This is a genomic window from Pseudomonas pohangensis (assembly GCF_900105995.1).
Classification (GTDB): domain Bacteria; phylum Pseudomonadota; class Gammaproteobacteria; order Pseudomonadales; family Pseudomonadaceae; genus Aquipseudomonas; species Aquipseudomonas pohangensis.
The window spans coordinates 1,167,210-1,190,698 of the sequence record NZ_LT629785.1 but is presented as its reverse complement, the minus strand read 5'-3'; the positions used below and the strand labels follow the sequence as shown (position 1 = coordinate 1,190,698).

Annotated in this window: 22 protein-coding genes; 7 read left to right on the top strand and 15 right to left on the bottom strand. The window is 61.5% G+C overall.

All coding sequences use genetic code 11. The annotated features are described in order from the left end of the window. Nucleotides 1–19 precede the first annotated feature (19 nt). A complete protein-coding gene (gene putP, locus BLT89_RS05605; RefSeq protein ID WP_090193501.1) occupies nt 20–1,519 on the top strand; it encodes a sodium/proline symporter PutP in 1,500 nt (499 codons plus the stop codon). 268 nt (nt 1,520–1,787) lie between these two features. After that, nucleotides 1,788–2,861, top strand: a complete 1,074-nt coding sequence (cax, locus tag BLT89_RS05600) for a calcium/proton exchanger (protein WP_090193500.1) — start codon at nt 1,788–1,790, stop codon at nt 2,859–2,861. 111 nt (nt 2,862–2,972) lie between these two features. On the opposite strand, the gene BLT89_RS05595 is transcribed toward cax, so the two are convergent. The 4 genes from BLT89_RS05595 to BLT89_RS05580 form a co-directional block, all read right to left on the bottom strand. Continuing rightward, on the bottom strand, nt 2,973–3,707 hold the full coding sequence (locus BLT89_RS05595; RefSeq protein ID WP_090193499.1) for an amidotransferase: 735 nt from the start codon (nt 3,705–3,707) through the stop codon (nt 2,973–2,975). A gap of 284 nt (nt 3,708–3,991) precedes the next feature. Beyond that, nucleotides 3,992–4,294, bottom strand: a complete 303-nt coding sequence (locus BLT89_RS05590) for a DUF1883 domain-containing protein (protein ID WP_090193498.1) — start codon at nt 4,292–4,294, stop codon at nt 3,992–3,994. Between the two features lie 60 nt (nt 4,295–4,354). Then, the gene (locus tag BLT89_RS05585) at nt 4,355–5,077 is read right to left on the bottom strand and encodes an amidotransferase (protein ID WP_090193497.1); all 723 of its coding nucleotides are present in this window, start codon (nt 5,075–5,077) and stop codon (nt 4,355–4,357) included. 205 nt (nt 5,078–5,282) lie between these two features. Continuing rightward, nucleotides 5,283–6,689, bottom strand: a complete 1,407-nt coding sequence (locus BLT89_RS05580) for an NAD(P)/FAD-dependent oxidoreductase (protein ID WP_090193496.1) — start codon at nt 6,687–6,689, stop codon at nt 5,283–5,285. Nucleotides 6,690–6,932: 243 nt separating this feature from the next. On the opposite strand from BLT89_RS05580, the gene BLT89_RS05575 reads away from it, so the two are divergent. Together BLT89_RS05575 and lhpI are read left to right on the top strand one after the other, a co-directional pair. Beyond that, nucleotides 6,933–7,310, top strand: coding sequence for a hypothetical protein (locus tag BLT89_RS05575; protein ID WP_090193495.1), 378 nt, complete (start codon nt 6,933–6,935; stop codon nt 7,308–7,310). A 144-nt stretch (nt 7,311–7,454) separates the two neighbouring features. After that, complete coding sequence (lhpI, locus tag BLT89_RS05570) at nt 7,455–8,411, top strand: bifunctional Delta(1)-pyrroline-2-carboxylate/Delta(1)-piperideine-2-carboxylate reductase (protein WP_090193494.1); 957 nt, start codon at nt 7,455–7,457, stop codon at nt 8,409–8,411. Nucleotides 8,412–8,541: 130 nt separating this feature from the next. Here the strand turns inward: lhpI and BLT89_RS05565 are convergent, their stop codons facing one another. Both BLT89_RS05565 and BLT89_RS05560 read right to left on the bottom strand, forming a co-directional pair. Further along, nucleotides 8,542–10,686, bottom strand: a complete 2,145-nt coding sequence (locus tag BLT89_RS05565) for a 3-hydroxyacyl-CoA dehydrogenase NAD-binding domain-containing protein (RefSeq protein WP_090193493.1) — start codon at nt 10,684–10,686, stop codon at nt 8,542–8,544. A 91-nt stretch (nt 10,687–10,777) separates the two neighbouring features. Further along, entirely contained in the window at nt 10,778–11,983 is a 1,206-nt protein-coding gene (locus tag BLT89_RS05560; RefSeq protein ID WP_090193492.1) for an acetyl-CoA C-acetyltransferase, read from the bottom strand. 219 nt (nt 11,984–12,202) lie between these two features. On the opposite strand from BLT89_RS05560, the gene BLT89_RS05555 reads away from it, so the two are divergent. Both BLT89_RS05555 and BLT89_RS05550 read left to right on the top strand, forming a co-directional pair. After that, nucleotides 12,203–12,595 carry a rhodanese-like domain-containing protein gene (locus tag BLT89_RS05555; RefSeq protein ID WP_090193491.1) on the top strand — a complete coding sequence of 131 codons (393 nt, stop codon included), beginning with the start codon at nt 12,203–12,205 and terminating at the stop codon, nt 12,593–12,595. Between the two features lie 139 nt (nt 12,596–12,734). Continuing rightward, nucleotides 12,735–13,616: a Dyp-type peroxidase gene (locus BLT89_RS05550; protein ID WP_090193490.1), complete on the top strand. Its 882-nt coding sequence runs from the start codon at nt 12,735–12,737 to the stop codon at nt 13,614–13,616. 95 nt (nt 13,617–13,711) lie between these two features. Here BLT89_RS05550 and BLT89_RS05545 read toward each other — a convergent pair whose 3' ends face one another. The 6 genes from BLT89_RS05545 to BLT89_RS05520 form a co-directional block, all read right to left on the bottom strand. Further along, nucleotides 13,712–14,848, bottom strand: coding sequence for a sodium ion-translocating decarboxylase subunit beta (locus tag BLT89_RS05545; protein ID WP_090193489.1), 1,137 nt, complete (start codon nt 14,846–14,848; stop codon nt 13,712–13,714). A gap of 13 nt (nt 14,849–14,861) precedes the next feature. Continuing rightward, nucleotides 14,862–16,637, bottom strand: a complete 1,776-nt coding sequence (oadA, locus tag BLT89_RS05540; protein WP_090193488.1) for a sodium-extruding oxaloacetate decarboxylase subunit alpha — start codon at nt 16,635–16,637, stop codon at nt 14,862–14,864. A gap of 25 nt (nt 16,638–16,662) precedes the next feature. Continuing rightward, complete coding sequence (locus BLT89_RS05535) at nt 16,663–16,923, bottom strand: OadG family protein (RefSeq protein WP_090193487.1); 261 nt, start codon at nt 16,921–16,923, stop codon at nt 16,663–16,665. A gap of 307 nt (nt 16,924–17,230) precedes the next feature. Further along, nucleotides 17,231–17,929 carry a type 1 glutamine amidotransferase gene (locus BLT89_RS05530; RefSeq protein WP_090193486.1) on the bottom strand — a complete coding sequence of 233 codons (699 nt, stop codon included), beginning with the start codon at nt 17,927–17,929 and terminating at the stop codon, nt 17,231–17,233. Between the two features lie 68 nt (nt 17,930–17,997). Beyond that, the gene (locus tag BLT89_RS05525; protein ID WP_090193485.1) at nt 17,998–18,759 is read right to left on the bottom strand and encodes an SDR family oxidoreductase; all 762 of its coding nucleotides are present in this window, start codon (nt 18,757–18,759) and stop codon (nt 17,998–18,000) included. Between the two features lies 1 nt (nt 18,760). Further along, nucleotides 18,761–19,693 carry an alpha/beta hydrolase gene (locus tag BLT89_RS05520; protein WP_090193484.1) on the bottom strand — a complete coding sequence of 311 codons (933 nt, stop codon included), beginning with the start codon at nt 19,691–19,693 and terminating at the stop codon, nt 18,761–18,763. Nucleotides 19,694–19,948: 255 nt separating this feature from the next. Between BLT89_RS05520 and BLT89_RS05515 the strand changes: the two genes are divergently transcribed. Further along, the gene (locus BLT89_RS05515) at nt 19,949–20,560 is read left to right on the top strand and encodes a LysE family translocator (RefSeq protein WP_090193483.1); all 612 of its coding nucleotides are present in this window, start codon (nt 19,949–19,951) and stop codon (nt 20,558–20,560) included. A gap of 49 nt (nt 20,561–20,609) precedes the next feature. On the opposite strand, the gene BLT89_RS05510 is transcribed toward BLT89_RS05515, so the two are convergent. From BLT89_RS05510 to aroC, 3 genes are read right to left on the bottom strand one after another with little or no spacing between them, the layout of a single operon-like run. Next, complete coding sequence (locus tag BLT89_RS05510; RefSeq protein WP_090193482.1) at nt 20,610–21,155, bottom strand: cupin domain-containing protein; 546 nt, start codon at nt 21,153–21,155, stop codon at nt 20,610–20,612. Nucleotides 21,156–21,170: 15 nt separating this feature from the next. Further along, nucleotides 21,171–22,325, bottom strand: coding sequence for an MFS transporter (locus BLT89_RS05505; RefSeq protein ID WP_090193481.1), 1,155 nt, complete (start codon nt 22,323–22,325; stop codon nt 21,171–21,173). Next, nucleotides 22,322–23,413: a chorismate synthase gene (gene aroC / locus BLT89_RS05500; RefSeq protein WP_090193480.1), complete on the bottom strand. Its 1,092-nt coding sequence runs from the start codon at nt 23,411–23,413 to the stop codon at nt 22,322–22,324. The genes BLT89_RS05505 and aroC overlap by 4 nt, the downstream gene beginning before the upstream one ends. Nucleotides 23,414–23,489: the final 76 nt, after the last annotated feature.

The window sequence follows — 23,489 nt, the reverse complement described above, 5'->3', positions numbered from 1 at the left end:
TAAAAAGGGCAACAAACCCATGACTGTCAGCACTCCAACACTGGTCACCTTCGTTATCTACATCAGCAGCATGCTCCTGATCGGTTTCATCGCTTACTGGCGCACGAAAAACCTCTCCGACTACATTCTCGGCGGCCGCAGTCTGGGCAGCTTTGTCACCGCACTCTCGGCCGGCGCTTCGGACATGAGCGGCTGGTTGCTGATGGGCCTGCCGGGGGCCGTGTATATGTCCGGCCTGTCGGAAGGCTGGATCGGTATCGGCCTGATCGCCGGCGCCTACCTCAACTGGCTGTTTGTCGCCGGGCGGCTGCGCGTGCAGACCGAGCACAACGGCAACGCGCTGACCCTGCCGGACTACTTCACCTCGCGCTTCGAGGACAACAGCCGCATCCTGCGGATCTTCTCCGCCCTGGTGATCCTGGTGTTCTTCACCATCTACTGTGCCTCGGGCATCGTCGCCGGTGCGCGACTGTTCGAGAGCACCTTCGGCATGTCCTACGAAACGGCACTGTGGGCCGGCGCGGCAGCCACCATTGTCTACACCTTTATCGGCGGTTTCCTGGCAGTGAGCTGGACCGATACCGTGCAGGCTTCGCTGATGATCTTTGCGCTGATCCTCACGCCGATCGTGGTGATCATTGCCACCGGCGGCGTCGACAGCAGTTTCATCGCCATCGAGGCGGTGAACCCCGGCAACCTCGACATGTTCAAAGGCGCCAGCTTTATCGGCGTGATCTCGCTGATGGCCTGGGGCCTGGGTTATTTCGGCCAGCCGCACATCCTCGCCCGTTTCATGGCGGTGGATTCGGTCAACTCGATCGCCAGTGCCCGACGCATTTCCATGACCTGGATGATCCTGTGTCTGGGCGGCGCGGTAGCCGTGGGCCTGTTCGGCATCGCCTACTTTTCGGCGCATCCCGAAGTGGCCGGCGCGGTCAACGAGAACCATGAACGGGTGTTTATCGAACTGGCCAAAGTGCTGTTCAACCCGTGGGTTGCCGGGGTGTTGCTGTCCGCCATTCTGGCGGCAGTAATGAGTACTTTGAGCTGCCAGTTGCTGGTCTGCTCCAGCGCGCTGACCGAGGATATCTACAAAGCTTTCCTGCGCAAGTCGGCCAGCCAGACCGAGCTGGTCTGGGTCGGCCGCGGCATGGTGCTGCTGGTAGCGCTGGTGGCTATCTGGCTCGCATCCAATCCGGACAACCGCGTACTCGGGCTGGTGTCCTACGCCTGGGCCGGCTTCGGTGCCGCCTTTGGTCCGGTGGTGATCCTGTCACTGGTGTGGAAAGGCATGACCCGTAACGGCGCACTGGCCGGCATGGTCCTTGGCGCCGTGACGGTGATCCTGTGGAAGAACTTCTTCGGCTGGACCGGCCTGTACGAGATCATTCCGGGCTTTATCCTCGCCACTCTCGGCATCCTGCTGTTCAGCCGCACTGGCAACGGCCCCTCGGCGGTCATGTTGCGCAACTTCGACAAGGCCGAACTGGAATACCAGCAGGCCCAGCGCCAGGCGTAAGCGCAAACCTCAACGGGCGACCAGTTGCCCGTCCAGATATACCGGCCCTGCACGCGGATTGGTGCAGGGCCTGTTGCTTTGTGCAAGCAAGCATTTTGCGAACCACGGTGTCGGCGCCCGGGCAGCTTTGCCCCGGCCGTCGCGCTTTGTCGCGGCGGACTCCCCGGAAAACCGCCGAGCCGCCCGGGCCTGTGAGCATTGACCGGCTTCCTGGCGCGCCGGCGTCCGCTATCATGGCTGGGTAAAGATCCGCGGGGAGTTGCCCATCATGCTCAACTGGCTGCTGCTGTTTGTTCCCTTGACCCTGGCGCTGGAGTATCTGGCCGCGCAGCAGCATTTGCTGATCTTCATCAGCGCCGCCGTGGCCATCATTCCTCTGGCCGGTTGGCTGGGCCAGGCCACCGAACAACTGGCCGAACGCTCCGGCGAGGGCGTCGGCGGTTTGCTCAATGCCACTTTCGGCAATGCCACAGAGTTGATCATCGCCATCGCCGCATTGCGCGCGGGCCTGCATGACGTGGTCAAGGCTTCGCTGGCCGGCTCGATCATTGGCAACATCCTGCTGGTACTCGGCGCGGCCATGCTCTGCGGCGGGCTGAAGTTCAAGGAACAGCATTTCAACTCCAACGGCGCCCGTGCGGAAGCCACCCTGCTCACCCTGGCCGCCATCGCTCTGGTGCTGCCAGCGGTTTACATGCAGCGAGCCCTGGAGATTCCCGAATTGCTCGGCAAGGTACAGCACCTGAGCAACGCCATCTCGATTGTGCTGCTGCTGGCCTACGCACTTTTCCTCTATTACTCGCTGGTCACGCACAAGGCGCTGTTCGCCGGCATGCGCGAGGATATCAGCGCCGCCAGCGATCTCTGGCCAATGGGCAAAGCCCTCGGTGTACTGGCGGCAGCGACCTGTTTTATTGCCTGGATCAGTGAAATTCTGGTCGGTGCCATCGAGCCGAGTGCCAAGGCATTCGGCCTGAGCAATATGTTTATCGGGGTTTTTGTCGTAGCCATTCTCGGCAACGCTGCCGAACACACCACGGCAATTACCGCTGCGCTGAAGAACCGCATGGATCTGGCACTGTCGATTTCCATCGACTCCAGTATCCAGGTCGCGCTGTTCGTCGCACCGGTGCTGGTGCTGGGCAGTTTGTTCATCGGACCACAACCCATGGATCTGGCCTTTCCTGCAGGCCTGACACTGACCGTGTTGCTATCGGTGATAGTCACCGGGCAGGTGGCCGGCGATGGTCGCTCTGACTGGCTCAAAGGTGTGCAATTGCTGGCCGCTTATCTGGTATTCGGCCTGGCCTTCTTCTTTATTCCAGCTACTGCAGCGCCCTGACCGGCAAAACCTGTTTCAGTCCAGCGGGCAAGCAGTCAGCACCAGGCCTACTGCAGTTATAGCAAAAAGCCCCGCCAGCAGAACTGGCGGGGCTTTTTTGCGTGTTTCCGCTCAGGCTGCGAGGCGGTTTTGGGCCTTTTCCTGAGTAACGAAACGCAGCATCCATTCGGCCACCACTACGCCATGGTGCTGCATGGCCATACTGCGCATGGCCTCAGCGCAGAGTGCTTCACCAAGAAACTCGCGACGCAGGTCGAGCAAGGCCCTCTCGTAGTCATCGACAAATTCTGGATGCGCCTGGAAGCACAATACCTGGTCGCCGATGCGGTAGGCCGCATTTGGACAAAATTCACTGCTGGCCAGCAGGGTGGCGTTTTCCGGCAACTCGACCACCTGATCCTGGTGGAACACCAGCAGATCAAGGTTTTCCAGCGGCGGGCTCATCCACTCGGGCTGCTCCAGCAGCTGGTAACGATTCACCCCAATGCCCCAGCCCTGCGCGGCACGCTCGGTTTTGCCGCCCAGCAGCAAAGCCAGCAGCTGGTGACCGAAACAGATGCCGAGCAGGCGGTCGCCATTTTCATAACGCTGCAGCAGATACTCGCGCAGCTGCATGATCCACGGATCACTGCCAAACGAATCGGCCTTGCTGCCGGTAACCAGATAGGCATCGTAAGCCTGCCCGTCTTCGGGATAACGGCCCTCGACCACGTTGAACACATCGAACTGCGCCGGAATCGACTGCTTCTCGAACAGTTGTTCGAACATGCGGCCATAGCCCTGATACTGATCGATCAGTTGCGGGCGGAGGATGTCGGTTTCCAGGATGCAGATGCGCAGGGTCATAGTTGGGGCTGGTTACCTCTTGCCGGGTACAGGAATGGAAAAAACGCGCGCTTTTTAACACAGCATTTCGCCTGTGCAAACAGACGATTTCAAGACCTGCGATAAATGGGCCCGGCATCAGGCGCCATGCGGGTTCCAGCGATTCCCTGGGAGGGCCGTTTCACGGCCTTTGCAGCCTCTGGATGCCCCCACTGCACAACCCGTAAAAAGTGACCAGCGGTATCTGTTTTTATACCCGATACGGCAGGGATGCAGCTCTCGCAGGCTGCCTCAGGTGCCAACGCTCAGCTGAGCTTGGAACCTGAACGACGCACAATTTTGATCGAGTGGGTCAGTTTGGGTTTGTGCGTGAGGCTTACGGCCTTGCGGCTCACGGTGTCGATGGTGATATTCCAGAAGCCGGTGCTGGGCACGGTGATTTTCACCGGGAAGGTATCGAAGGCACCACCATGGTAGTTGTGCCGGCCGCCATTCTTGAAACTGCGGAAATTGGCATCGTTCATCAGGCGGATATTGCAGGTCTGCGAGCAATCAATGATGACCAGATCGTCTTCGTTGAGGTGCTCGCGCTGGTGGATGAATTTCATGGGTCACTCCGTAGGACATGGCGCCAGCTTAACAGGCTGGCGCCAGCCTCAGCCCGGAAATCAGCCCGGCTGTTTGCCTTCGGCCACGAAACGCATCATCCATTCGGCAACGGTGACACCCTGTTGTTCGTGACGCAGGCTATCCACCGAGCGCTGGTAAAGCGTTTCGCTGAATAACGGACGGCGCAGCTCGATAACGGCCCGGGAGAAATCGTGGATGAACTCCGGATGTCCCTGGAAACACAGCACCTGATCGCCGACCGAGTAGGCGGCATAGGGGCAAAACTCGCTGGAGGCAATCAGCGTGGCATTTTCCGGCAAACGCGTGACCTGATCCTTGTGTACGGCGATCATCTTCAGATCGCTGACTTCGGGAGTCATCCAGCTCTTGGTCTCGGTCATCTGGTAGCTATGGATGCCCATGCCCCAGCCCTTTTCGGAGCGCTCGGTAGTTCCACCCAGAATGATCGCCAGTAACTGGTGGCCAAAGCACACACCGAGCAGCTTGTCGCCGTTCTGGTAGCGCTTGAGCAAATAAGCCTTGAGGGTCTGGATCCAGGGATCGGGGCCGAACGAGTCAGCCTTGCTGCCGGTTACCAGGTAGGCATCGAAGTGCTCGCTGTCATCGGGGTAATGCCCGTCGACCACATTGAACACCTCGAATTCTGCCGGAATCGGCTGCTTGGAGAACAACTGCCGGAACATGCGCCCGTAGCTGTGGTACTCCTCGTAAAATTCGGGGCTAATGAAGTCTGTTTCAAGAATGCAGATACGTAGGGCCATTGCGGGGTGGTTACCTCCAGAGCTGGAAAGTACAGAAAAACAGCCGTTATCTGCTGCCCCGCCACGATAGCAAGGCACGATAAGTGTGCAAAGTATAAAACGCTCCTATCAGAAAAAAGAACACCCCGGATGCCTGCTTTTTGCAGGAGCGAGCCTCTCGCGATGCTCCACGACATTCGCCGCCCGACTACAGCTCAAACCCGCCTCAACGCATCAGGCTTTCCATAAAGCGGGCCCACCACTGCACCAGTTTGCGCCGCCAGCGCGCTGAACGCGGATCAGCCAGCACCCTGTCTTCCGCCACAAAGCTGCGAATGATCGCGTTGTAGCCCAACCAGCGTAGCGGTTCCGGCTCCCAGCGCGGCAGCTGGTCGATACGCCTGTTCGCTTGCACCCAGGGTTGCTGCAGCAGATTGCTGTCGTGCCCGAGAATCAGATCGGCGAGGGTGCGACCCGCCAGATTGGTCGCACCCACGCCCTCACCGCCATAGCCGCCAGCCAGTACCACACGGTAGGCCGGATCGCGCAGCATGTGCGGCCGGAAACGCCGCGCCATGCCCAGATTGCCACCCCAGGCATGGGTGATACGCACATCGCGCAGCTGCGGAAACAGTTCGCTGAACAGGTAGCGACGCAGGCCTCGCTCCTCTTCCGTCAGATTGAAATCGGTGCGCAAACGGCCGCCAAAGCGATAGCCGCCGCGCGCACCGAATACCAGACGATTATCCAGCGTGCGCTGGCCGTAGGTGACCTGCCGGCTGTTCTCGCTGAAGGCTTGCCCCTGCGCCAGGCCAATCTCTGCCCAAACTTCTTCACTGAGCGGCTCGGTCGCCACCAGCAGGCTCTGCACCGCCAGATGGTGGCGATCCAGCGGCGGCAGGCTGGCGGCATAGCCCTCGATCGCCGGCACCAGCCATTGCGCGCGCACTTCACCGCAGGCAGTGACCAACCGGCCCGGCTGCCAGTGGCTGACCGGACTGCCCTCGAAAATCTGCACCCCCAGTCGCTCGACGCAGGCCGCCAGCCCGCGCACCAGCTTGGCCGGCTGGATGGTCGCGCAGTGCGGACTGAACAGGCCGCCATAGGCACCGTTGATCCGCACCTGCTGTCCCAGCTCGGCGGTATCCAGCCAGCGGTAGTCCTGCTCGCCCAGTCCCTCGTGGCGCAGCGCCTGCAACTGTGCCTGCAAACGCGGCAGTTGTTCCGGATAGCGCGCCGCGCAATACAGCACGCCGCCCTTGCGGTAATCGCAGTCGATACCCTCTTGGCGGATGACCCGCCCAACCTCGTCCGGAATGCCGTGCAGCAGCGCATAACCGGCCCGGCGCCGCTCGGCAGACAAACCGGCCAGCAGCTGGTCTTCGCCAAGGATATTGCCCATCAGCCAGCCACCATTGCGCCCGGAAGCACCAAAGCCGGCGATCTCGGCTTCAACGATCGCAATGCGCAACGCAGGATCCAGCTGCTTGAGGTAGTAAGCCGTCCACAAGCCGGTGTAACCGGCACCGATAATGGCGACGTCGACGTCCAGCGAACCGCTTAGCGCAGGGCGTGGCGTCAGCTGCTCGCCCAGTTGATCCATCCACAGACTGATTGAACGCCAGTCGCGCATTGGCCAGGCTCCGCAATGATTGATAATGCTGCATAGCCTAAGTGCAGAGACGAGTGGCTGTCTTGCGCGGCGCGCTTCAACCAGCAGATTTTCGGCATCCAACGCTGCCTCCAGCCGGTACAAGGCACCATTTCAGAACCTGTCACACTGCACGACGCAACCTCACCAGCCATGTTGTTCCAGGCATACGTCTGCACAGCAGGTCACTTTGCTCTCAAGCCAGAGCATCATCGGAGTCACCCCTTGAACAAATTATTACGTGTATTGGTCGCCCTGCCCGCTTTGCTGTTTGTGGTGATCGGCTTGCGCTGGATTATTCAACCGCAGTCCGCTGCCGCATCACTCGGCATGCCGCTGCTTGAAGGGATTGCGCGCAGCTCGCAAATGGCCGATCTGGCCGTGTGCTTTCTGAGCATCGGCACGATGATCATGGTTGCCCTGATCACCGGCAAGCGCCGCTGGTTCCATGTGCCCGCGCTGATGCTGATAACGGTGGCGATTGTGCGGATACTCGCCTGGCTGCTGCACGATGCCGCTTTGGCGGGACAAATGATTGCCGTGGAAATCAGCGTTGCCTGCCTGTTGCTGTTTGCCAGCAGCACAAAAATAGCCGAAGGCTGATCTTAGGGCAGCCGTTGCAGGCGATTTGGCAGGGTTTTTAGCCGGTAGCGATCTGCTGGCTACAGATCAGCAGCGGCAGACTCAATGCCATAAAGCGAAAATTGGGTACCATGAAAAAACACCTCGCCAACAGGAAGCGCCAGCATGCAACTGAATGCCGACCAGGTACGCAACGCCCTGCCGTGGGACAGTTTGATTGAGGCACTGCGGGACATCTTCATCCGCGACGATGTGCGCTCGCCGATTCGCCACCATCACAGTCTCAACGTGCCAGGCGAACCGGCAGCCACCCTGCTACTGATGCCGGCCTGGATCGAAGGCGAATACCTCGGCGTCAAGCAGGTCAACGTGTTCCCCGGCAACAATACGCGCAAACTGCCCGGTCTGAGCAGCCACTACATGCTCAGTTGCGGCAACAGCGGCCTTCCGCTGGCGCTGCTGGACGGCAATGAATTGACCGCCCGGCGCACTGCCGCCGCCTCGGCGCTGGCTTCGAGCCTGCTGTCCCGCACGGATGCCCGCAACCTGCTGATGGTCGGTGCCGGCCGCATGAGCCGCTACCTGATCCCGGCGCACATGAGCGTCCGGCCGATCCAGAGCGTGCAGGTATGGAACCGCAATGAAGCGGCCTCGGCATCGCTGGTGGCCGAATTGCGCGCCAGCGACATCGATGCCCGCGTCTGCAGCACCGCACAACTGCAGGAAGTTGCCGGTGAGGCCGACATCATCAGCTGCGCGACCCTGGCAACCGAGCCAGTCATATTCGGCGACTGGCTCAAGCCCGGCGCCCACCTCGATCTGGTCGGCAGCTTCACCCCGGGCATGCGCGAAACCGACAGCGCCGCCATGCAACGCTGCGCGGTGTTCGTCGATACCCGCGCCGGGGCGCTGAGCGAGACCGGCGACCTGATCCTGCCGATCCGCGAAGGTGCGATCCGCGCCGACAAGATTCTCGCCGAACTCGCCGAACTGTGCCGCGGTCAGCACGCCGGTCGCACCGGCCTGGAGGACGCAGAACAGGCGGTGACCCTGTTCAAGTCGGTCGGCGACTCGCGTGAAGACCTCGCCGCGGCGATTCTCGCCTACCGCAATCAGGCCTGAAAAGTGAGCCCTGACTGACCCCGGAGCGTCAGAAACTGCATTCCAGCGCAGAGCCCGGTAGCAATCAATCAGCTGCTTCAGAATAAACAAAACCGGCCAAATAGCCGGTTTTGTCTTTCCGTTCAGTGGCTCAGAACGTCTCGCCTTTGGCGGCTTTCTCCAGCAGCAGTGCCGGCGGCAGGAAGCGCTCGCCGTACTGCTCGGCCAGGTACTGGGCGCGGGCGACAAAGTCCTGCACCCCGTACTGGTTGATGAACTGCAGCGCACCACCGGTCCAGGCCGCGAAACCGATACCGAAGATCGAACCGATGTTGGCATCGGCTACCGAGCGCAGCACGCCCTCTTCCAGACAACGCACGGTTTCCAGCGCCTGAATGAACAGGATGCGGTCACGCACGTCTTCCTGGGAGATCTGCCGGTCGGCCTTCTCGAAACGCTCCCTGAGCCCCGGCCAGAGGAACTTCTTGCCACCTTCGGGGTACTCGTAGAAGCCCGCGCCGGCAGCCTTGCCCGGACGATTGAACTCGCCAAGCATCACGTCGATCACCGCGTAGGCCGGATGCTCCGGCATCTGCTTGCCTTCGGCCGCCAGATCCTTGATGGTTTGCTGGCGGATATGCTGTTGCAGGCTCATCGACACTTCGTCGCTGATTGCCAGCGGCCCGACCGGCATACCGGCCTTGCGTGTCTCGGTTTCGATCATGGCGGCGCTAACGCCTTCACCGAGCATGGCCAGACCTTCATTGGTGAAGGTGCCGAATACCCGCGAGGTGAAGAAGCCACGGCTGTCGCTGACCACGATCGGCGTCTTCTTGATCTGCATGACGTAGTCAAAACCGCGCGCCAGGGTTTCGTCGCTGGTCTTTTCGCCGCAGATGATTTCCACCAGCGGCATCTTGTCTACCGGGCTGAAGAAGTGCAGGCCGATAAAGCGCTGCTGCTGCTCTATTGCGCTAGCCAGACCGGTAATCGGCAGCGTCGAGGTGTTGGAAGCAATCACCGCATCCGGCAATGCCGCCGCTTCGGCAGCCGCGGTAACCTTGGCCTTGAGGTTGCGGTCTTCAAACACCGCCTCGATGATCAGGTCGCAACCTTCAAAGTCGGCATCGCTGACCGTCGGCTTGATCAGGGCGAGAAAGGCCTCGCGCTTCTCGGTGGTCATCTGGCCACGGGAAACTTTCTTGTCGAGCAGTTTGGCCGAGTAGTTCTTGCCCTTCTCCGCCGCCTCTAGCGAGACATCCTTGAGCACCACTTCGATGCCGGCGGCAGCGCTGACGTAAGCGATGCCCGCACCCATCATGCCGGCACCCAGTACACCAACCTTTTTCGTCACGTACCTGGGCAAGCCCTGCGGCCGCGAACTGCCGGCGTTGATTTCATTGAGCTGGAACCAGAAGGTGCCAATCATGTTTTTCGCCACCTGGCCGGTGGTCAGCTCGGTGAAATAACGCGCCTCGATGATCTGCGCGGTATCGAAATCAACCTGTGCGCCTTCAACCGCAGCACACATGATTTTCTCAGGGGCCGGGAAGCAGCCCTGGGTCTTGGCGCGCAGCACGCTCGGCGCGATGCTGAGCATCTGTGCCACGGCAGGTGTACTCGGGGTGCCGCCGGGGATCTTGTAGCCCTTGACGTCCCACGGCTGCACGGCGGCCGGATTGGCCGCAATCCAGGCGCGAGCCTTGGCCAGCATGTCTTCCGCCGAGGTCGCCAACTCGTGAATCAACCCGGCCTTGAGCGCCGCATCCGGACGCACCTTCTTGCCTTCAGCCAGGTACGGCAGGGCCTTTTCCAGACCGAGCAGACGCACCATGCGCACCACCCCGCCACCGCCCGGCAGCAGGCCGAGGGTCACTTCCGGCAGGCCGATCTGCACGCCCGGGTTGTCCAGCGCGATACGGTGGTGACAGGCCAGGGCGATTTCCCAGCCGCCGCCCAGCGCCGCACCGTTGATCGCCGCCACCACCGGCTTGCCCAGACATTCGAGACGGCGCAACTGGCCCTTGATCCGCAGGATCATGTCGTAGAAGGACTTGGCGTCGGCCTTGCTGACCTTGATCAGTTCATTCAGGTCGCCGCCGGCAAAAAAGGTCTTTTTCGCCGAGGTGAGGATCACCCCGGTAATACTGTCTTTCTCGGCTTCCAGGCGGTCGACGATCTTGGCCATGGCTTCGCGGTATTCCGCGTTCATGGTGTTGGCACTCTGGCCGGGCATGTCCATGGTCAGGACGACGATATTGTCCTGGCCTTTTTCGTAACGGATAGCTTCTGTCATTTTTTGTTCCCGTAATTTCTTGTGCTGTCTGACCTGTAGGAGCGAGCTTGCTCGCGATCAGGGTCGTGACGAATCGCCAGCAAGCTGGCTCCTACACGCGCTCGATAATCGTCGCGATACCCATGCCGCCGCCCACACAGAGCGTGGCCAGGCCATAGCGCAGCTGGCGCTTCTCCAGCTCGTCGAGCAGGGTGCCGAGAATCGCGCAACCGGTGGCGCCCAGCGGGTGGCCCATGGCGATCGAGCCGCCATTGACGTTGACCTTGTCCTCGGACACGCCCATTTCCTTCATGAACTTCATCACCACCGAGGCGAAGGCTTCATTGACTTCGAACAGGTCGATATCGCTGGCCTGCATGCCGGCCTTGGCCAGCGCCTTGCGCGTGGCCGGCGCCGGGCCGGTGAGCATGATGGTCGGATCGGTACTGGTCACGGCAGTCGCGACGATGCGCGCCCGTGGCTTGAGGCCCAGCTCCTTGCCCTTGGCTTCGCTGCCGATCAGCATCAGTGCGGAACCATCGACGATGCCCGAGCTGTTGCCCGGCGTGTGCACGTGATTGATCTTCTCGACATGCGAGTACTTGCGCAGCGCGGTGGCATCGAAGCCCATCTGGCCCATCATCTCGAAGCTCGGCTTGAGCTTGCCCAGACCTTCCGGAGTGGAATCCCCGCGGATGAATTCGTCGTGATCGAGAATCACGATGCCGTTCTGGTCGGTTACCGGAATCAGCGACTTGCTGAACGAACCATCGGCACTGGCGCGCGCCGCCTTCTTTTGCGAGCGCAGGGCAAAGGCATCCACGTCTTCACGGGAGAAGCCTTCCAGAGTGGCGATCAGATCGGCGCCAATGCCCTGCGGAGCAAAGCCGGTGTGCAGGTTGGTGGCCGGATCCAGGGCCCAGGCGCCGCCATCGGAGCCCATTGGCACCCGTGACATCGACTCCACGCCACCGGCAACCACCAGATCCTCGAAACCGGAACGCACTTTCATCGCCGCCAGATTGACCGCCTCGAGGCCCGAAGCGCAGAAACGGTTGAGTTGCTGGCCCGATACGCTCTCGTCCCAATCGGCGACGAACGCCGCGGTCTTGGCAATATCGGCTCCCTGATCGCCTACCGGCGTCACGCAACCGAGCACGATATCGTCAACCTGGCTGGTATCCAGCTGGTTGCGCACTTGCAGCGCGCGCAGCAGCCCGGCTACCAGATCAACCGGCTTGACGCTGTGCAGCGCGCCGTCTTTCTTGCCCTTGCCACGCGGGGTACGCACGGCATCAAAAATATATGCTTCGGTCATGGCCTTCTCTCGTTGCGATTGATCCGCAGGTAAAAAGAAAATTTACCCGTTAGCTACACCTTAACCGCACCACCATGGCACTCAATGACCAATGCGCTCAAGCCGATTGACCACTGGGCTCAGTGCCATGGCGCTGACATCCGCCTGACCGCACCGGCCATACGCCAGAACCACGCGCTGTGATAGCGTAACCAGACCCACCCCCCGAAGGAGACTCACATGCGCGCCCTTCTGCTTGCCTTGCCTTTATCCCTGCTGGTACTGCTCGGCGGCCCCGTTCTGGCCGAAACCGCTGATGAACGGGTGGTTCTGAATGCCCTGAGCCAGCCGGATGCCATCCTTATCGATGTGCGCACACCCGAGGAGTTCGCCCAGGGCGCGCTGCCCGGAGCCCGGCAGATCGAGTTCGACCGGATCGCCGGACAGATAGCCGCCATCGCACCGGACAAGAACCAGCCGATTGTTCTCTATTGCCGCAGCGGCAGGCGCTCGGGCATTGCCCAGCAGACCCTGCATGAACTGGGTTATCACAATGTGACCAACGCTGGCGGCTACGAAAAGCTCAGTCATGCCGTTGCCGCGCAACAGACCCCGGCCTGCAGCAACTGCTGAGGGGCAATGCCGATGGCGTGCAGCTGACCTGTCAGCCCTGCCCGCTGCACGCGCGGGCAACAGCTGGCCAGCGACCCGTCCACGCTGCGCAGATATACTGGCCGGCAAGGCACAGGACACCGCCTACCAAGGAGAAGCAATGACACACGCACAACCCGGCATTCTCGAACCCATCCCGGCCTTTGGCCGTTACCTGTTCTTCACTGCGCGCACAGCCTCCCTGGCAGGTGCCGCACTGGAGAAACTGGCACAGCTGGCTGACGGCCACACGCTGGTGGTCGGGCTCGGGCATTCACTGGTGAGCGCACTTGGCACAGAGGTTGCCGGTTTGCGCAGCTTTCCCGACTTTTCCATGCCCGGCCTGAACATTCCGGCTACGCCTTGCGATCTGTGCTGCTGGCTGCGCAGCAAGGAACGCGGCGAACTGGTACATCTGGGGCGCCAGGTTGAACAGACCCTGGCTGCGGGATTTGAACTGCAGCGTGGCGTGGATGCCTTTCGCTATGGCAGCGGACTGGATCTGACCGGTTACGAGGACGGCACCGAAAACCCGGTCGGCGCGGCTGCCGAGGAAACCGCTTTCGTGCAGGGTCAGGGCCCGGGGCTGGACGCTTCCAGCTTTCTCGCCCTGCAGCAATGGCAGCATGATTTCAGCCGTTTCGAGGGCATGTCCACGCAGGCCCAGGACCATGCCATCGGCCGCCGCAAGAGCGATAACGAAGAGCTCGACGATGCCCCCGAGTCAGCCCACGTGAAGCGCACCGCCCAGGAAAGTTTCGAGCCCGAAGCCTTCGTGCTGCGCCGTTCCATGCCCTGGGCGCGGGATGCTGACTCCGGCCTGATGTTCAGCGCCTTCGGCCATTCCTTCGACGCCTATGAAGCGCAGATGCGCCGCATGGTCGGCGCCGAGGACGGTATCCGTGACGCGCTGTTCCAGTTCAGCACTCCGCTCAGCGGCAGCTACTTCTGGTGCCCGCCGCTACGCAACGGCAAGCTGGATCTGCGCGCTATCGGGCACTGAGCAGCCAATCCGACCCTGAAACGCAAAACGCCCCGGCTTTCGGGGCGTTTTGCGTTAAAGCCTGGTGCGAATGCGCTTCGCACCAGCCTGACGGCTCAGGAAATGAAGTTGAGCAGGATACCTGCCGCTACCGCCGAGCCGATCACACCGGCCACGTTCGGCCCCATGGCGTGCATCAGCAGGAAGTTCTGCGGATTGCTTTCCAGCCCGACCTTGTTCGACACCCGCGCTGCCATCGGCACCGCCGATACCCCGGCAGAGCCGATCAACGGGTTGATCTTGTGCTTGCTGAACAGGTTCATGAACTTGGCCATCAGCACGCCACCGGCTGTTCCGGCGCTGAATGCCACCATGCCCAGTGCCAGAATGCCCAGCGTCTTGAGGTTGAGGAAGGCTTCCGCCGACAGTTTGGAGCCGACCGTCAGACCCAGACAGATGGTCACGATGTTGATCAGCGCATTCCGCGAGGTATCGGCCAGACGCTCTACCACACCGGCTTCACGCAGCAGGTTGCCGAAGGCAAACATGCCCACCAGCGGCGCTGCGTCAGGCAGCAACAGACCAATCAGCACGGTCAGCACCAGCGGGAAGATGATCTTCTCGGCCTGACTGACATGGCGCAATTGCTCCATGACAATGCAGCGCTCTTCCTTGGTAGTCAGCCAGCGCATGATCGGCGGCTGGATCAACGGCACCAGTGCCATGTACGAGTACGCCGCCACTGCAATCGGACCGAGCAGGTGCGGTGCCAGTTTCGAGGTGACGAAGATCGAGGTCGGACCATCGGCACCGCCGATAATCGCGATCGAACCGGCTTCACGCATGGTGAACTCCATGCCCGGAATACCCATCGCGGTAATCGCCAAAGCGCCGAGCAGGGTGCCGAAGATGCCGATCTGCGCCGCAGCCCCGAGCAGCAGGGTCTTCGGGTTGGCCAGCATCGGGCCGAAGTCGGTCATTGCACCGACACCCATGAAGATCAGCAGCGGGAACACGCTGGTGGGCAGACCCACTTCATAGAACAGATGCAGGATGCCGCCGCCCACGGCCATATTGGCCACCGGGATGTTGGCCAGAATGCCGCCAAAGCCGATCGGGATCAGCAACAGCGGCTCGAAGCCCTTTTTGATCGCCAGATAGATCAGCAGCATGCAGACGGCCATCATCAGCGCCTGTCCCGGCTCAAGATGATAAATACCGGTGCCGTGCCAGAGGTTAAGAAGCTTTTCCATGGGTCTTCTCTCCTCAGGCGATGGTCAGCAGGCTGGCGCCCACGACCACTGCATCGCCGACCTTCACATTCACTTCGGCTATCGTGCCGGCCTTGAAAGCACGGATTTCGGTTTCCATCTTCATCGCTTCGAGGATCACGATCAGCTGATCCTTTTCCACCGCCTCGCCAGGCTTGACCATTACCTTGAAGATATTGCCGGCCAACGGTGCTTTCTGCGGCTCGGCATTACCGCTTGGCGCCGCAACCACTGGGAGCTCATGGCTGGCGGCACCGAGCGGCTTGATACCTTCGATATCGCCACCCTCGCTGACCTGCACGACAAACGACTTGCCGTTGACTTCAACGGTGTAAACCTCAGGCGTGCCGGCTTCGCGCGCCACCAGCTCGTTACCGGTTGGTACGGGCTCGAAGGCCGCAGGGTTGTCGCGGTTCTCCAGGAACTTCAGACCGATCTGCGGGAACAGTGCATAGGTCAGCACGTCGTCGATCTCGTCGCCAGCCAGCTTGATGCCTTTTTCCTTGGCCAGTGCGGTCAGTTCCGCGGTGAGCTTGTCCATTTCCGGCTCGAGCAGGTCGGCCGGACGGCAGGTGATGGCTTCGGCACCATCCAGTACGCGGGCCTGCAGTTCCTTGTTGAACGGCGCCGGTGCGCTGCCGTATTCGCCCTTGAGGATGCCGGCAGTTTCCTTGGTGATCGACTTGTAACGCTCGCCGGTCAGCACGTTGATCACCGACTGGGTGCCAACGATCTGTGAGGTCGGGGTCACCAGCGGGATGAAGCCGAGGTCTTCACGCACCCGTGGAATCTCAGCCAGCACCAGATCGAACTTGTCGGCAGCGCCCTGCTCCTTGAGCTGGTTTTCCATGTTGGTCAGCATGCCGCCGGGTACCTGAGCCACCAGAATGCGTGAATCAATACCCTTGAGGCTGCCTTCGAACTTGGCGTACTTCTTCCGCACTTCGCGGAAATACGCAGCAACTTCCTCAAGCAGTTCGAGGTTCAGACCGGTATCACGCTCGGTGCCCTGGAAGATCGCGACTACTGATTCGGTTGGCGAGTGACCGTAGGTCATCGACAGCGAGGAGATCGCCGTATCGACGTTGTCGATACCGGCTTCGGCGGCCTTGACGATGGCGGCAGTGGAGAGGCCGGCCGTCGCATGGCACTGCATGTGGATCGGGATTTCCAGGGTTTCCTTGAGGCGCGTTACCAGATCAAAAGCGATGTACGGATTGAGGATACCGGCCATGTCCTTGATCGCGATCGAGTCAGCGCCCATATCTTCGATCTGCTTGGCCAGATCGACCCACATTTCCAGGGTATGCACCGGGCTGGTGGTATAGGAAATGGTGCCCTGGGCGTGTTTGCCCTGTTTCTTCACCGCCTGCAGTGCGGTTTGCAGGTTGCGCGGATCGTTCATCGCATCGAACACACGGAACACATCGACACCATTTACCGCTGCACGCTCGACGAACTTCTCCACCACGTCATCGGCATAGTGGCGATAGCCCAGCAGGTTCTGCCCGCGCAGCAGCATCTGCTGACGGGTATTGGGCATGGCTTTTTTCAGCTCGCGGATGCGGTGCCATGGGTCTTCACCCAGGTAGCGAATGCAGGCGTCAAAGGTCGCGCCGCCCCAGGACTCGACCGACCAGAAGCCGACCTGGTCGAGCAGAGGAGCGATCGGCAGCATGTCGTCCAGACGGACACGGGTAGCAAGAATCGATTGATGGGCATCACGCAAGATAACGTCGGTGATACCGAGTGCGTTTTTAGCAACGGTCATTGGATTTTCCCCTGGCAAATCTGGATCAGCTGCGACGAGCGCGGTGCTGGTTGACGGCGGTCTGGATCGCTGCCAGCTCGTCCGATGAAGGTCCTGCCGCGATGGCAGAAGGTTTAACGTGCAGCGCTGCTGCCGTGGCTTGCACCGGATGTTCGGGCGCCAGGTGAGAGATCACCACGCTCATTCCCTTGATGCAGTAGATCAGCAACACCAGAAACAGGAAAACGAAACCCACGCCGTACAGCATGATTTCGACTCCCTCCATCATCAATCCACCAGTGGTCATACTTGCCCCTCTTGTTATCGCAACCTGTTTGGTCGCTGTATTTTTGCGGTCCTGAGGACTGCACCGCCAAGTGCCCCCCAAAAAACATCCCAAGTTACACTTTTATGGGCATGAAAACCAAGAGCAAATTGGCTGTGACTCGGCCAATAACGGGGTTATTTCTGACGAACGCCACTCCAAACACCTGGTCAGAAAAAGACTCTACGGTCAGCTTTTCCGAAGACTCGACCGCAGATCGGCAATTGCCGGCAGCACGCCCGGCAAAAGCGCGCAGGCGAGCGCGAGCATGCCGACCAGCAAGACCCCTTCAGCCGTTGGCCAGGCCTAGCCAGTGGCTATACAGCCCATCAGCGAGCCGATTCATGGCCGTTACCTTGTCATGCAGATTTTCCCGGGTCTGTTCGCGCTTTTCCTGGCTCGGCTGGGACTCATCGAGCAGATGCCCGGCATCGCGAAACCATTCCTCGACCAGCCCGACAGTCATTTCCGGGTGCCCCTGCAGTGCCAGCAGCTTGTCGCCCCAACTGAAGCCCTGGTTCGCGCACCACGGACTGGAGAGCAGGCGAACGGCACCCTGCGGAATGGCGAAGGTGTCGTTGTGCCACTGATAGATCGGAAATTCATCCGGCAGATGCTCCAGCCACGGGCTGGCGGTCAGGCGCCGCAGCGGTTGCCAGCCGCCTTCGTTGTAGCCCATGTGGCGTACCTCGGCACCCAGCGCACGGGCCAGCATCTGCCCACCCAGGCAATGCCCGATCAACGGAATGTCACGACCGATGAAGTGCCTGAGTGCGGCAAGCTCTGCTTCGATCCACGGCAGCGGGTCGTTGACACTCATGCCGCCGCCCATCACCGCCACGGCCTTGGGCCGGTCCAGATCCAGCGCCGCCAGTTCGCCCAGATCGCAGCGCACCTCGCGCCAGGCTTCCCCGCGCGCATCAAGGAATTCACCCAGATAGGCTGCCGGGCAGTAATCCACGTGGGTCAGTACAAGAATGTCGGACATGGCTCACCTCTGCCGCCGGATTGCGCTGGAAAATTGACATCCGGGCGATAGAATTTACAAGTGCCGGCTCAGTCGCGGCTGACCCAGCGCATCAGCACGCGCATCAGCGCAGAAGGAGTGATCTGCCCCAGGCGGTAGAGCAAGCCGAACTGTCTACCTACCGGCCGATGCACCCGTGCATCGTGCGCCTGCAACCAGACTGCGTCGGCGATGTCCGAGGCTTCCAGATCCACCCCGAGCCGTTGCAGGATGGGCGCGACGCTGGTCTGGCTGCTGACCATCGGCGTACGCACGAACGGCGGCATCACGTCGCCAACGCGAATGTCATAACGCTGCCATTCCAGTTCCAGCGCCTCGGTAAAACCGCGTACGGCGAACTTCGAGGCCGAATAGCTGGCAAATTGCGGCACGCCATAAACCCCGGAGGCGGAACCCATATTGATCACTTGCGCACCCGGCATGGCACGCAGATAGGGAAAGGCGGCAAGGGTCATCTGCATCATGCCGATGACATTGACCTGCATGATCTGCGCATGCTCGGCCAGACTGATCTCTTCGAAACGCCCCACGCGCAGAATCCCGGCGCAGTTGAACAGCAGGCGCAAACGGCCCTTGCGGCTTTCGGTGAAATCCGCCAGCGCCACAGCGGCGGCTCCGGCATCACTGACATCCAGCACCCGATGCCAGGCACCGCCCAGCTCGGCGGCCAGTTCGGCAAGGGCATCCGCATTGATATCCAGCAAGCCGACCTGCCAGCCACGCTGATGAAACAGCCGCGCGGTCGCGGCACCAATGCCCGAAGCTGCCCCGCTGATCAGGATATTGTTCATCTCATTTCACCCGTTCGCGCAGAAAATCCACCACCCGCCCCAGCGCCAGATCGGCCACCCTGAGTATGCCGGCATGGGCCTGAAACACATGCCAGAGGCCGGCATAACGCTGCAAATATACGTCGACACCCGCTTCCCGGGCGCGTTCGGCAAAACGCAGGCTGTCATTGCGCAGCACTTCATCCTCGCCCACCTGCAGCAGCACCGGCGGCAAGCCAGCCAGATCATCATTCAGCGGCGAGACACCGGGCATGTGCGGATCCAGCGGCGCCGGGCAATAGGCCTCCAGTGCCTGATTCATCCACAGCAGATTGATCAGCGGATCACCGGCGGGCGGCGTATGCAGGGCTTCTGCACTGAAATCCGTCACCGGCGAGAAACACACCAGTGCCGCCGGCAGCGGCAGCCCCAGATCACGGGCCCGCAGCGCAGTCACCAGCGTCAGGTTACCGCCGGCCGAATCGCCGGCGATGCTGATCTGCGAGGACGCATAGCCCATGTCCAGCAGTCCCTGATAGACCGCCAGACAGTCATCCGGGGCCGCCGGATAAGGGTGCTCGGGCGCCAGACGGTAATCCGGCACACACACCGACATCCCGGCACGCGCCGCCAGCCCGACGGTGATGGCCCGATGGGTAGCCGGCGAACCGACCATGAAGGCGCCACCATGCAGATAGAGCATGACCCTGCCGCGCCCGGCATCGCCATGCTGCCACTCGCAAGGCACGCCGTTGATGGTTTGCAGACCACGCACCACCCCGGCTGGTGTGACCTTGAGCAGGGTCAGCAGGCGAACGATGCCGCGCTGCAGCCAGACCGGTAGCGGCGGCCGGATCAGACCACGGAAAAACACGCGCAAGGTCCAGCGTAATAACTGCCTGAGCAGCGACTGCTGGCTGCTGACGGGTTCGAACAGGTCGCGGGTATCGCTCATCGTCAAGAAGCTCCGGATGGTGTGGGGATATGCGGTACAGCTGAAATCAATCTTTGCCGGCTGACTTTTTACCTTAATCGGGTCCGCAAGGTAATGGAAAGATCGCGCAGCCTGAAGCGGCAACAGCCCTGCCCGGAGGCTGCCAGCTGCAATAATGGCGAAAAACCGCAGCCTGCCCCTGCCGGTCCGGCTATATTGCTGCAGCCTCTGGCGCTCTGCGCGTATTTTCCTCCAGGCCCTTCGGAACCTCGAACAATGAACAGCAGCACCTGGCTTATCTATCTGCTGGCGGTGATCGGCTTATCCCTGTCGCCCGGCCCCAACGGCTTGCTGGCCCTGACCCACGGCGCCCTCCACGGCCAGCGCATGGCGCTCTACACCATCAGTGGCGGCGTACTCGGCTTTATCGGCGTGGTGGCGCTGGCGATGTTCGGCATTGGCGCGTTGCTCAAGGCTTCGCTGATGTGGCTGGTGGTGCTGAAATGGCTCGGCGGTGCCTATCTGGTCTGGCTCGGCATCCAGTTGTGGCGGGCCCCACCCGTGGGCATCAATGTCGGCAAGTCGGCAACCCCGAGAAGCGGCTCTTCACTGTTCCGCCAGGGCTTGCTGGCAGCCGTCAGCAACCCGAAAGTGCTGCTGTTTTTCAGTGCCTTTCTGCCGCAGTTTGTCGACCCCGAGCGCAGCCTGTTTCTGCAGTTCCTGATCATGGCCGGCACCTTTGCCGTCGTCGAGTTGCTGACCGAACTGCTGATTGCCAGCATGGCCAATCGCATTGCGCCCTGGCTGCAGAAAAGCGGCAGGCGCTTCAACCAGGCCTGCGGTGGCATATTCATAGCCATCGGTCTGGCTTTGCCGCTCAGGGGTTAGTGAGCGGCTGCCGCACCGGGCGCGGAAACGCCAGGCCAGCCTGCTCTGCTCAACCCTCCAGCCGCGGAAAACCCGTGGCTATCGGATTGCCGCTCAGACCGATTTCTTCACCCTGCTTGCTGCCCGTCACGCGGATCATTACGCAATTATCCTGAGTGCCGACATCCAGCCAGTGGCGCATGCCGGCCGGGATGACTATCAGGTCGCCCTTCTCGCAGAGCAGCTGATACACCGAGTCGTCGACATGCAGGCTCAGCAGCATCTGGCCTGCCACCATCAGGTGACGCTCGTCCGCGCGGTGGCTGTGTTCCTCCAGGCAGTGCCCGTGCGGCGCGTCAGCAGGTGGCTGGCCGTGGCTGATGCGCACCAGCTGCACCGTCATGCCGTTCCCCATCGCCAGCAGTTGCGCGACCGGCGCAGCATAGGCCTGCAGCACCTCGGCATCGCTTGACGCCCGGTTCAGCGGTTGCGCTGGAAAGCACTGCACATAGTGCAGGCCAAGCTCTGCCAGCGTACTGCTGACATGCTCCGGCCAACCGAGCACCTTGAGCGGATGTTGCGGATGGGCAGCAGCGAAAACACTCAGACAGGGCATGACGACTGACTCGAATCAGGATGGGTTTTCCGGCATTTTCCGGTAGAGGATGAAAGCACCCAGCAGGGCCACCAGACTGGCACAGAAGAAGGTCAGGGTCGGCCCCAGACCGGTCCAGCTGTAGCCGGCAAACAGGGCGCCGAGCCCGCCGCCGACACCGGATACCGCAGCATACAGCGCCTGCCCCTGCCCTTGCTGGCGGGCATTGAAACTGCGCCGCACCACCAGCACACAGACCGAGTGAAAGCTGCCGAAAGTGGCGGCGTGCAGCAGTTGCGCCAGCAGCAGCCAGAACCAGTGATCGGCCAGCGTGCCGAGCAGCAGCCAGCGCAACACCGCCAGCAGCAGGCTGGCAATCAACACCTGACGCAGGCTGACATGCCGCAGCAGGCGCACCATCAGCAGGAACACCAGAATCTCGGCCACCACGCCGACCGCCCACAGCTGGCCGATCACGCCCCGCGTGTAACCCAGCGACTCCAAATACAGCGTGATGAAGGTGTAGTAAGGCCCGTGGCACAGCTGCATCAGGCCGACCACGATGAAGAACGCCAGTACGCCCGGTTGGCGCAACTGGCGCAGGAAACCACCCGACAGCGGGTTATCCCGCGCGCTGCTGAGCTGGGCATTGGGCACCCACCAGCTGCTGATGAAAATGCAGCTGATAATGCCGATCAGCACCCAGGGGAAAACCTCCAGGCTGACCCGCTCGAACAGCTCGCCCAAGCCGACCACGGTGACGATGAAACCGACACTGCCCCACAGCCGCACCTCGCTGTAGCGCTCGGTCTGTTCGCCCAGATGGGCCAGCGTGAGCACCTCGAACTGCGGCAGCACGGCATGCCAGAAGAACGCATACAGCGCCATGATCAGCGCCAGCCAGGCATAGCTCTTGCCCAGCAGAATCAGGCAGAAACTGAACAAGGTGCAGAGTGCGCCAAAGCGCACGATGGCCAGCCGCCGGCCACTGCGGTCCCCCAGCCAGCCCCACAGGTTCGGCGAGATGCAGCGCATCAGCATGGGAATTGCCAGCAGTTCGCCGATGCGAGCGCTGGAGAAACCCAGATAGTCGAGATACAGCGCCAGATACGGCGCGGTCGCCCCGAGCAGGGCGAAATAGAACAGATAGAAGCCGGACAGCCGCCAGTAGGGCAAGGCGGCCTGATTCACAGCTGTGGCAGTACCGGGGTGATCACCTGCACATCGGCATTCTGCGCGCGATGCCGCAGCAGATGATCGAGCAGCACGATGGCCATCATCGCCTCGGCAATCGGCGTGGCACGGATGCCGACGCAGGGATCATGCCGGCCCTTGGTGATGACCTGCACCGGATTGCCATGAATGTCGATCGAGCGACCCGGCGTGGTGATGCTGGAAGTCGGCTTGAGGGCCAGATGGGCCACAATCGGCTGACCCGAAGAAATCCCGCCGAGGATGCCGCCGGCATGGTTCGACAGAAAACCGTCCGGGGTCATTTCGTCACGGTGTTCGTTACCGCGCTGGGCCACACAGGCAAAACCGGCACCGATCTCGACGCCCTTGACCGCGTTGATGCTCATCAGGGCATGGGCCAGCTCGGCATCCAGACGGTCGAAAATCGGCTCGCCGAGACCCGGCATCACACCTTCGGCCACTACCGTGATCTTCGCGCCGACCGAGTCCTGGTCACGGCGCAGCTGGTCCATATAGGCCTCCAGCTCGGGCACCTTGTCCGGATCGGGGCAGAAAAACGCATTGTCCTCGACGCCATCCCAGCTCTTGAACGGAATCTCGATCGGCCCCAGCTGGCTCATGTAGCCGCGCACGCTGATGCCGAAACCGGCCAGCACCTTCTTGGCAATCGCGCCGGCAGCCACACGCATGGCGGTTTCCCGCGCCGAGCTGCGGCCACCGCCACGGTAATCACGGATACCGTACTTGTGGTGATAGGTGTAATCGGCATGGGCCGGGCGGAACAGGTCCTGGATCGCCGAGTAGTCCTTGGACTTCTGGTCGGTGTTACGGATCAGCAGACCTATCGGGCAGCCGGTGGTCTTGCCCTCGAAGACCCCGGCGAGAATTTCCACTTCGTCATCTTCCTGGCGCTGGGTGGTATGCCGGCTGGTGCCGGGCTTGCGCCGGTCCAGATCACGCTGCATGTCTGCCAGGCCGAGCTCAATCCCCGGCGGGCAACCATCGACGATGGCGACCAGCGCCGGGCCATGGCTTTCGCCAGCGGTGGTGACAGTGAACAACTTGCCGTAAGTGTTGCCGGACATGCAGAAAAGCTCCGCGGAGGCAGGAAAGAAAGGCCGGCAGTATATACCGCAGGCAATGTCTGCGGCACGACTGGCG

Excerpts from the sequence above, each read along its gene's own strand:
- putP (WP_090193501.1), top strand. The coding sequence starts at position 20 with ATGACTGTCAGCACTCCAACACTGGTCACCTTCGTTATCTACATCAGC.
- cax (WP_090193500.1), top strand. The coding sequence starts at position 1,788 with ATGCTCAACTGGCTGCTGCTGTTTGTTCCCTTGACCCTGGCGCTGGAG.
- BLT89_RS05595 (WP_090193499.1), bottom strand. The coding sequence starts at position 3,707 with ATGACCCTGCGCATCTGCATCCTGGAAACCGACATCCTCCGCCCGCAA.
- BLT89_RS05590 (WP_090193498.1), bottom strand. The coding sequence starts at position 4,294 with ATGAAATTCATCCACCAGCGCGAGCACCTCAACGAAGACGATCTGGTC.
- BLT89_RS05585 (WP_090193497.1), bottom strand. The coding sequence starts at position 5,077 with ATGGCCCTACGTATCTGCATTCTTGAAACAGACTTCATTAGCCCCGAA.
- BLT89_RS05580 (WP_090193496.1), bottom strand. The coding sequence starts at position 6,689 with ATGCGCGACTGGCGTTCAATCAGTCTGTGGATGGATCAACTGGGCGAG.
- lhpI (WP_090193494.1), top strand. The coding sequence starts at position 7,455 with ATGCAACTGAATGCCGACCAGGTACGCAACGCCCTGCCGTGGGACAGT.
- BLT89_RS05565 (WP_090193493.1), bottom strand. The coding sequence starts at position 10,686 with ATGACAGAAGCTATCCGTTACGAAAAAGGCCAGGACAATATCGTCGTC.
- BLT89_RS05560 (WP_090193492.1), bottom strand. The coding sequence starts at position 11,983 with ATGACCGAAGCATATATTTTTGATGCCGTGCGTACCCCGCGTGGCAAG.
- BLT89_RS05555 (WP_090193491.1), top strand. The coding sequence starts at position 12,203 with ATGCGCGCCCTTCTGCTTGCCTTGCCTTTATCCCTGCTGGTACTGCTC.
- BLT89_RS05550 (WP_090193490.1), top strand. The coding sequence starts at position 12,735 with ATGACACACGCACAACCCGGCATTCTCGAACCCATCCCGGCCTTTGGC.
- BLT89_RS05545 (WP_090193489.1), bottom strand. The coding sequence starts at position 14,848 with ATGGAAAAGCTTCTTAACCTCTGGCACGGCACCGGTATTTATCATCTT.
- oadA (WP_090193488.1), bottom strand. The coding sequence starts at position 16,637 with ATGACCGTTGCTAAAAACGCACTCGGTATCACCGACGTTATCTTGCGT.
- BLT89_RS05535 (WP_090193487.1), bottom strand. The coding sequence starts at position 16,923 with ATGACCACTGGTGGATTGATGATGGAGGGAGTCGAAATCATGCTGTAC.
- BLT89_RS05530 (WP_090193486.1), bottom strand. The coding sequence starts at position 17,929 with ATGTCCGACATTCTTGTACTGACCCACGTGGATTACTGCCCGGCAGCC.
- BLT89_RS05525 (WP_090193485.1), bottom strand. The coding sequence starts at position 18,759 with ATGAACAATATCCTGATCAGCGGGGCAGCTTCGGGCATTGGTGCCGCG.
- BLT89_RS05520 (WP_090193484.1), bottom strand. The coding sequence starts at position 19,693 with ATGAGCGATACCCGCGACCTGTTCGAACCCGTCAGCAGCCAGCAGTCG.
- BLT89_RS05515 (WP_090193483.1), top strand. The coding sequence starts at position 19,949 with ATGAACAGCAGCACCTGGCTTATCTATCTGCTGGCGGTGATCGGCTTA.
- BLT89_RS05510 (WP_090193482.1), bottom strand. The coding sequence starts at position 21,155 with ATGCCCTGTCTGAGTGTTTTCGCTGCTGCCCATCCGCAACATCCGCTC.
- aroC (WP_090193480.1), bottom strand. The coding sequence starts at position 23,413 with ATGTCCGGCAACACTTACGGCAAGTTGTTCACTGTCACCACCGCTGGC.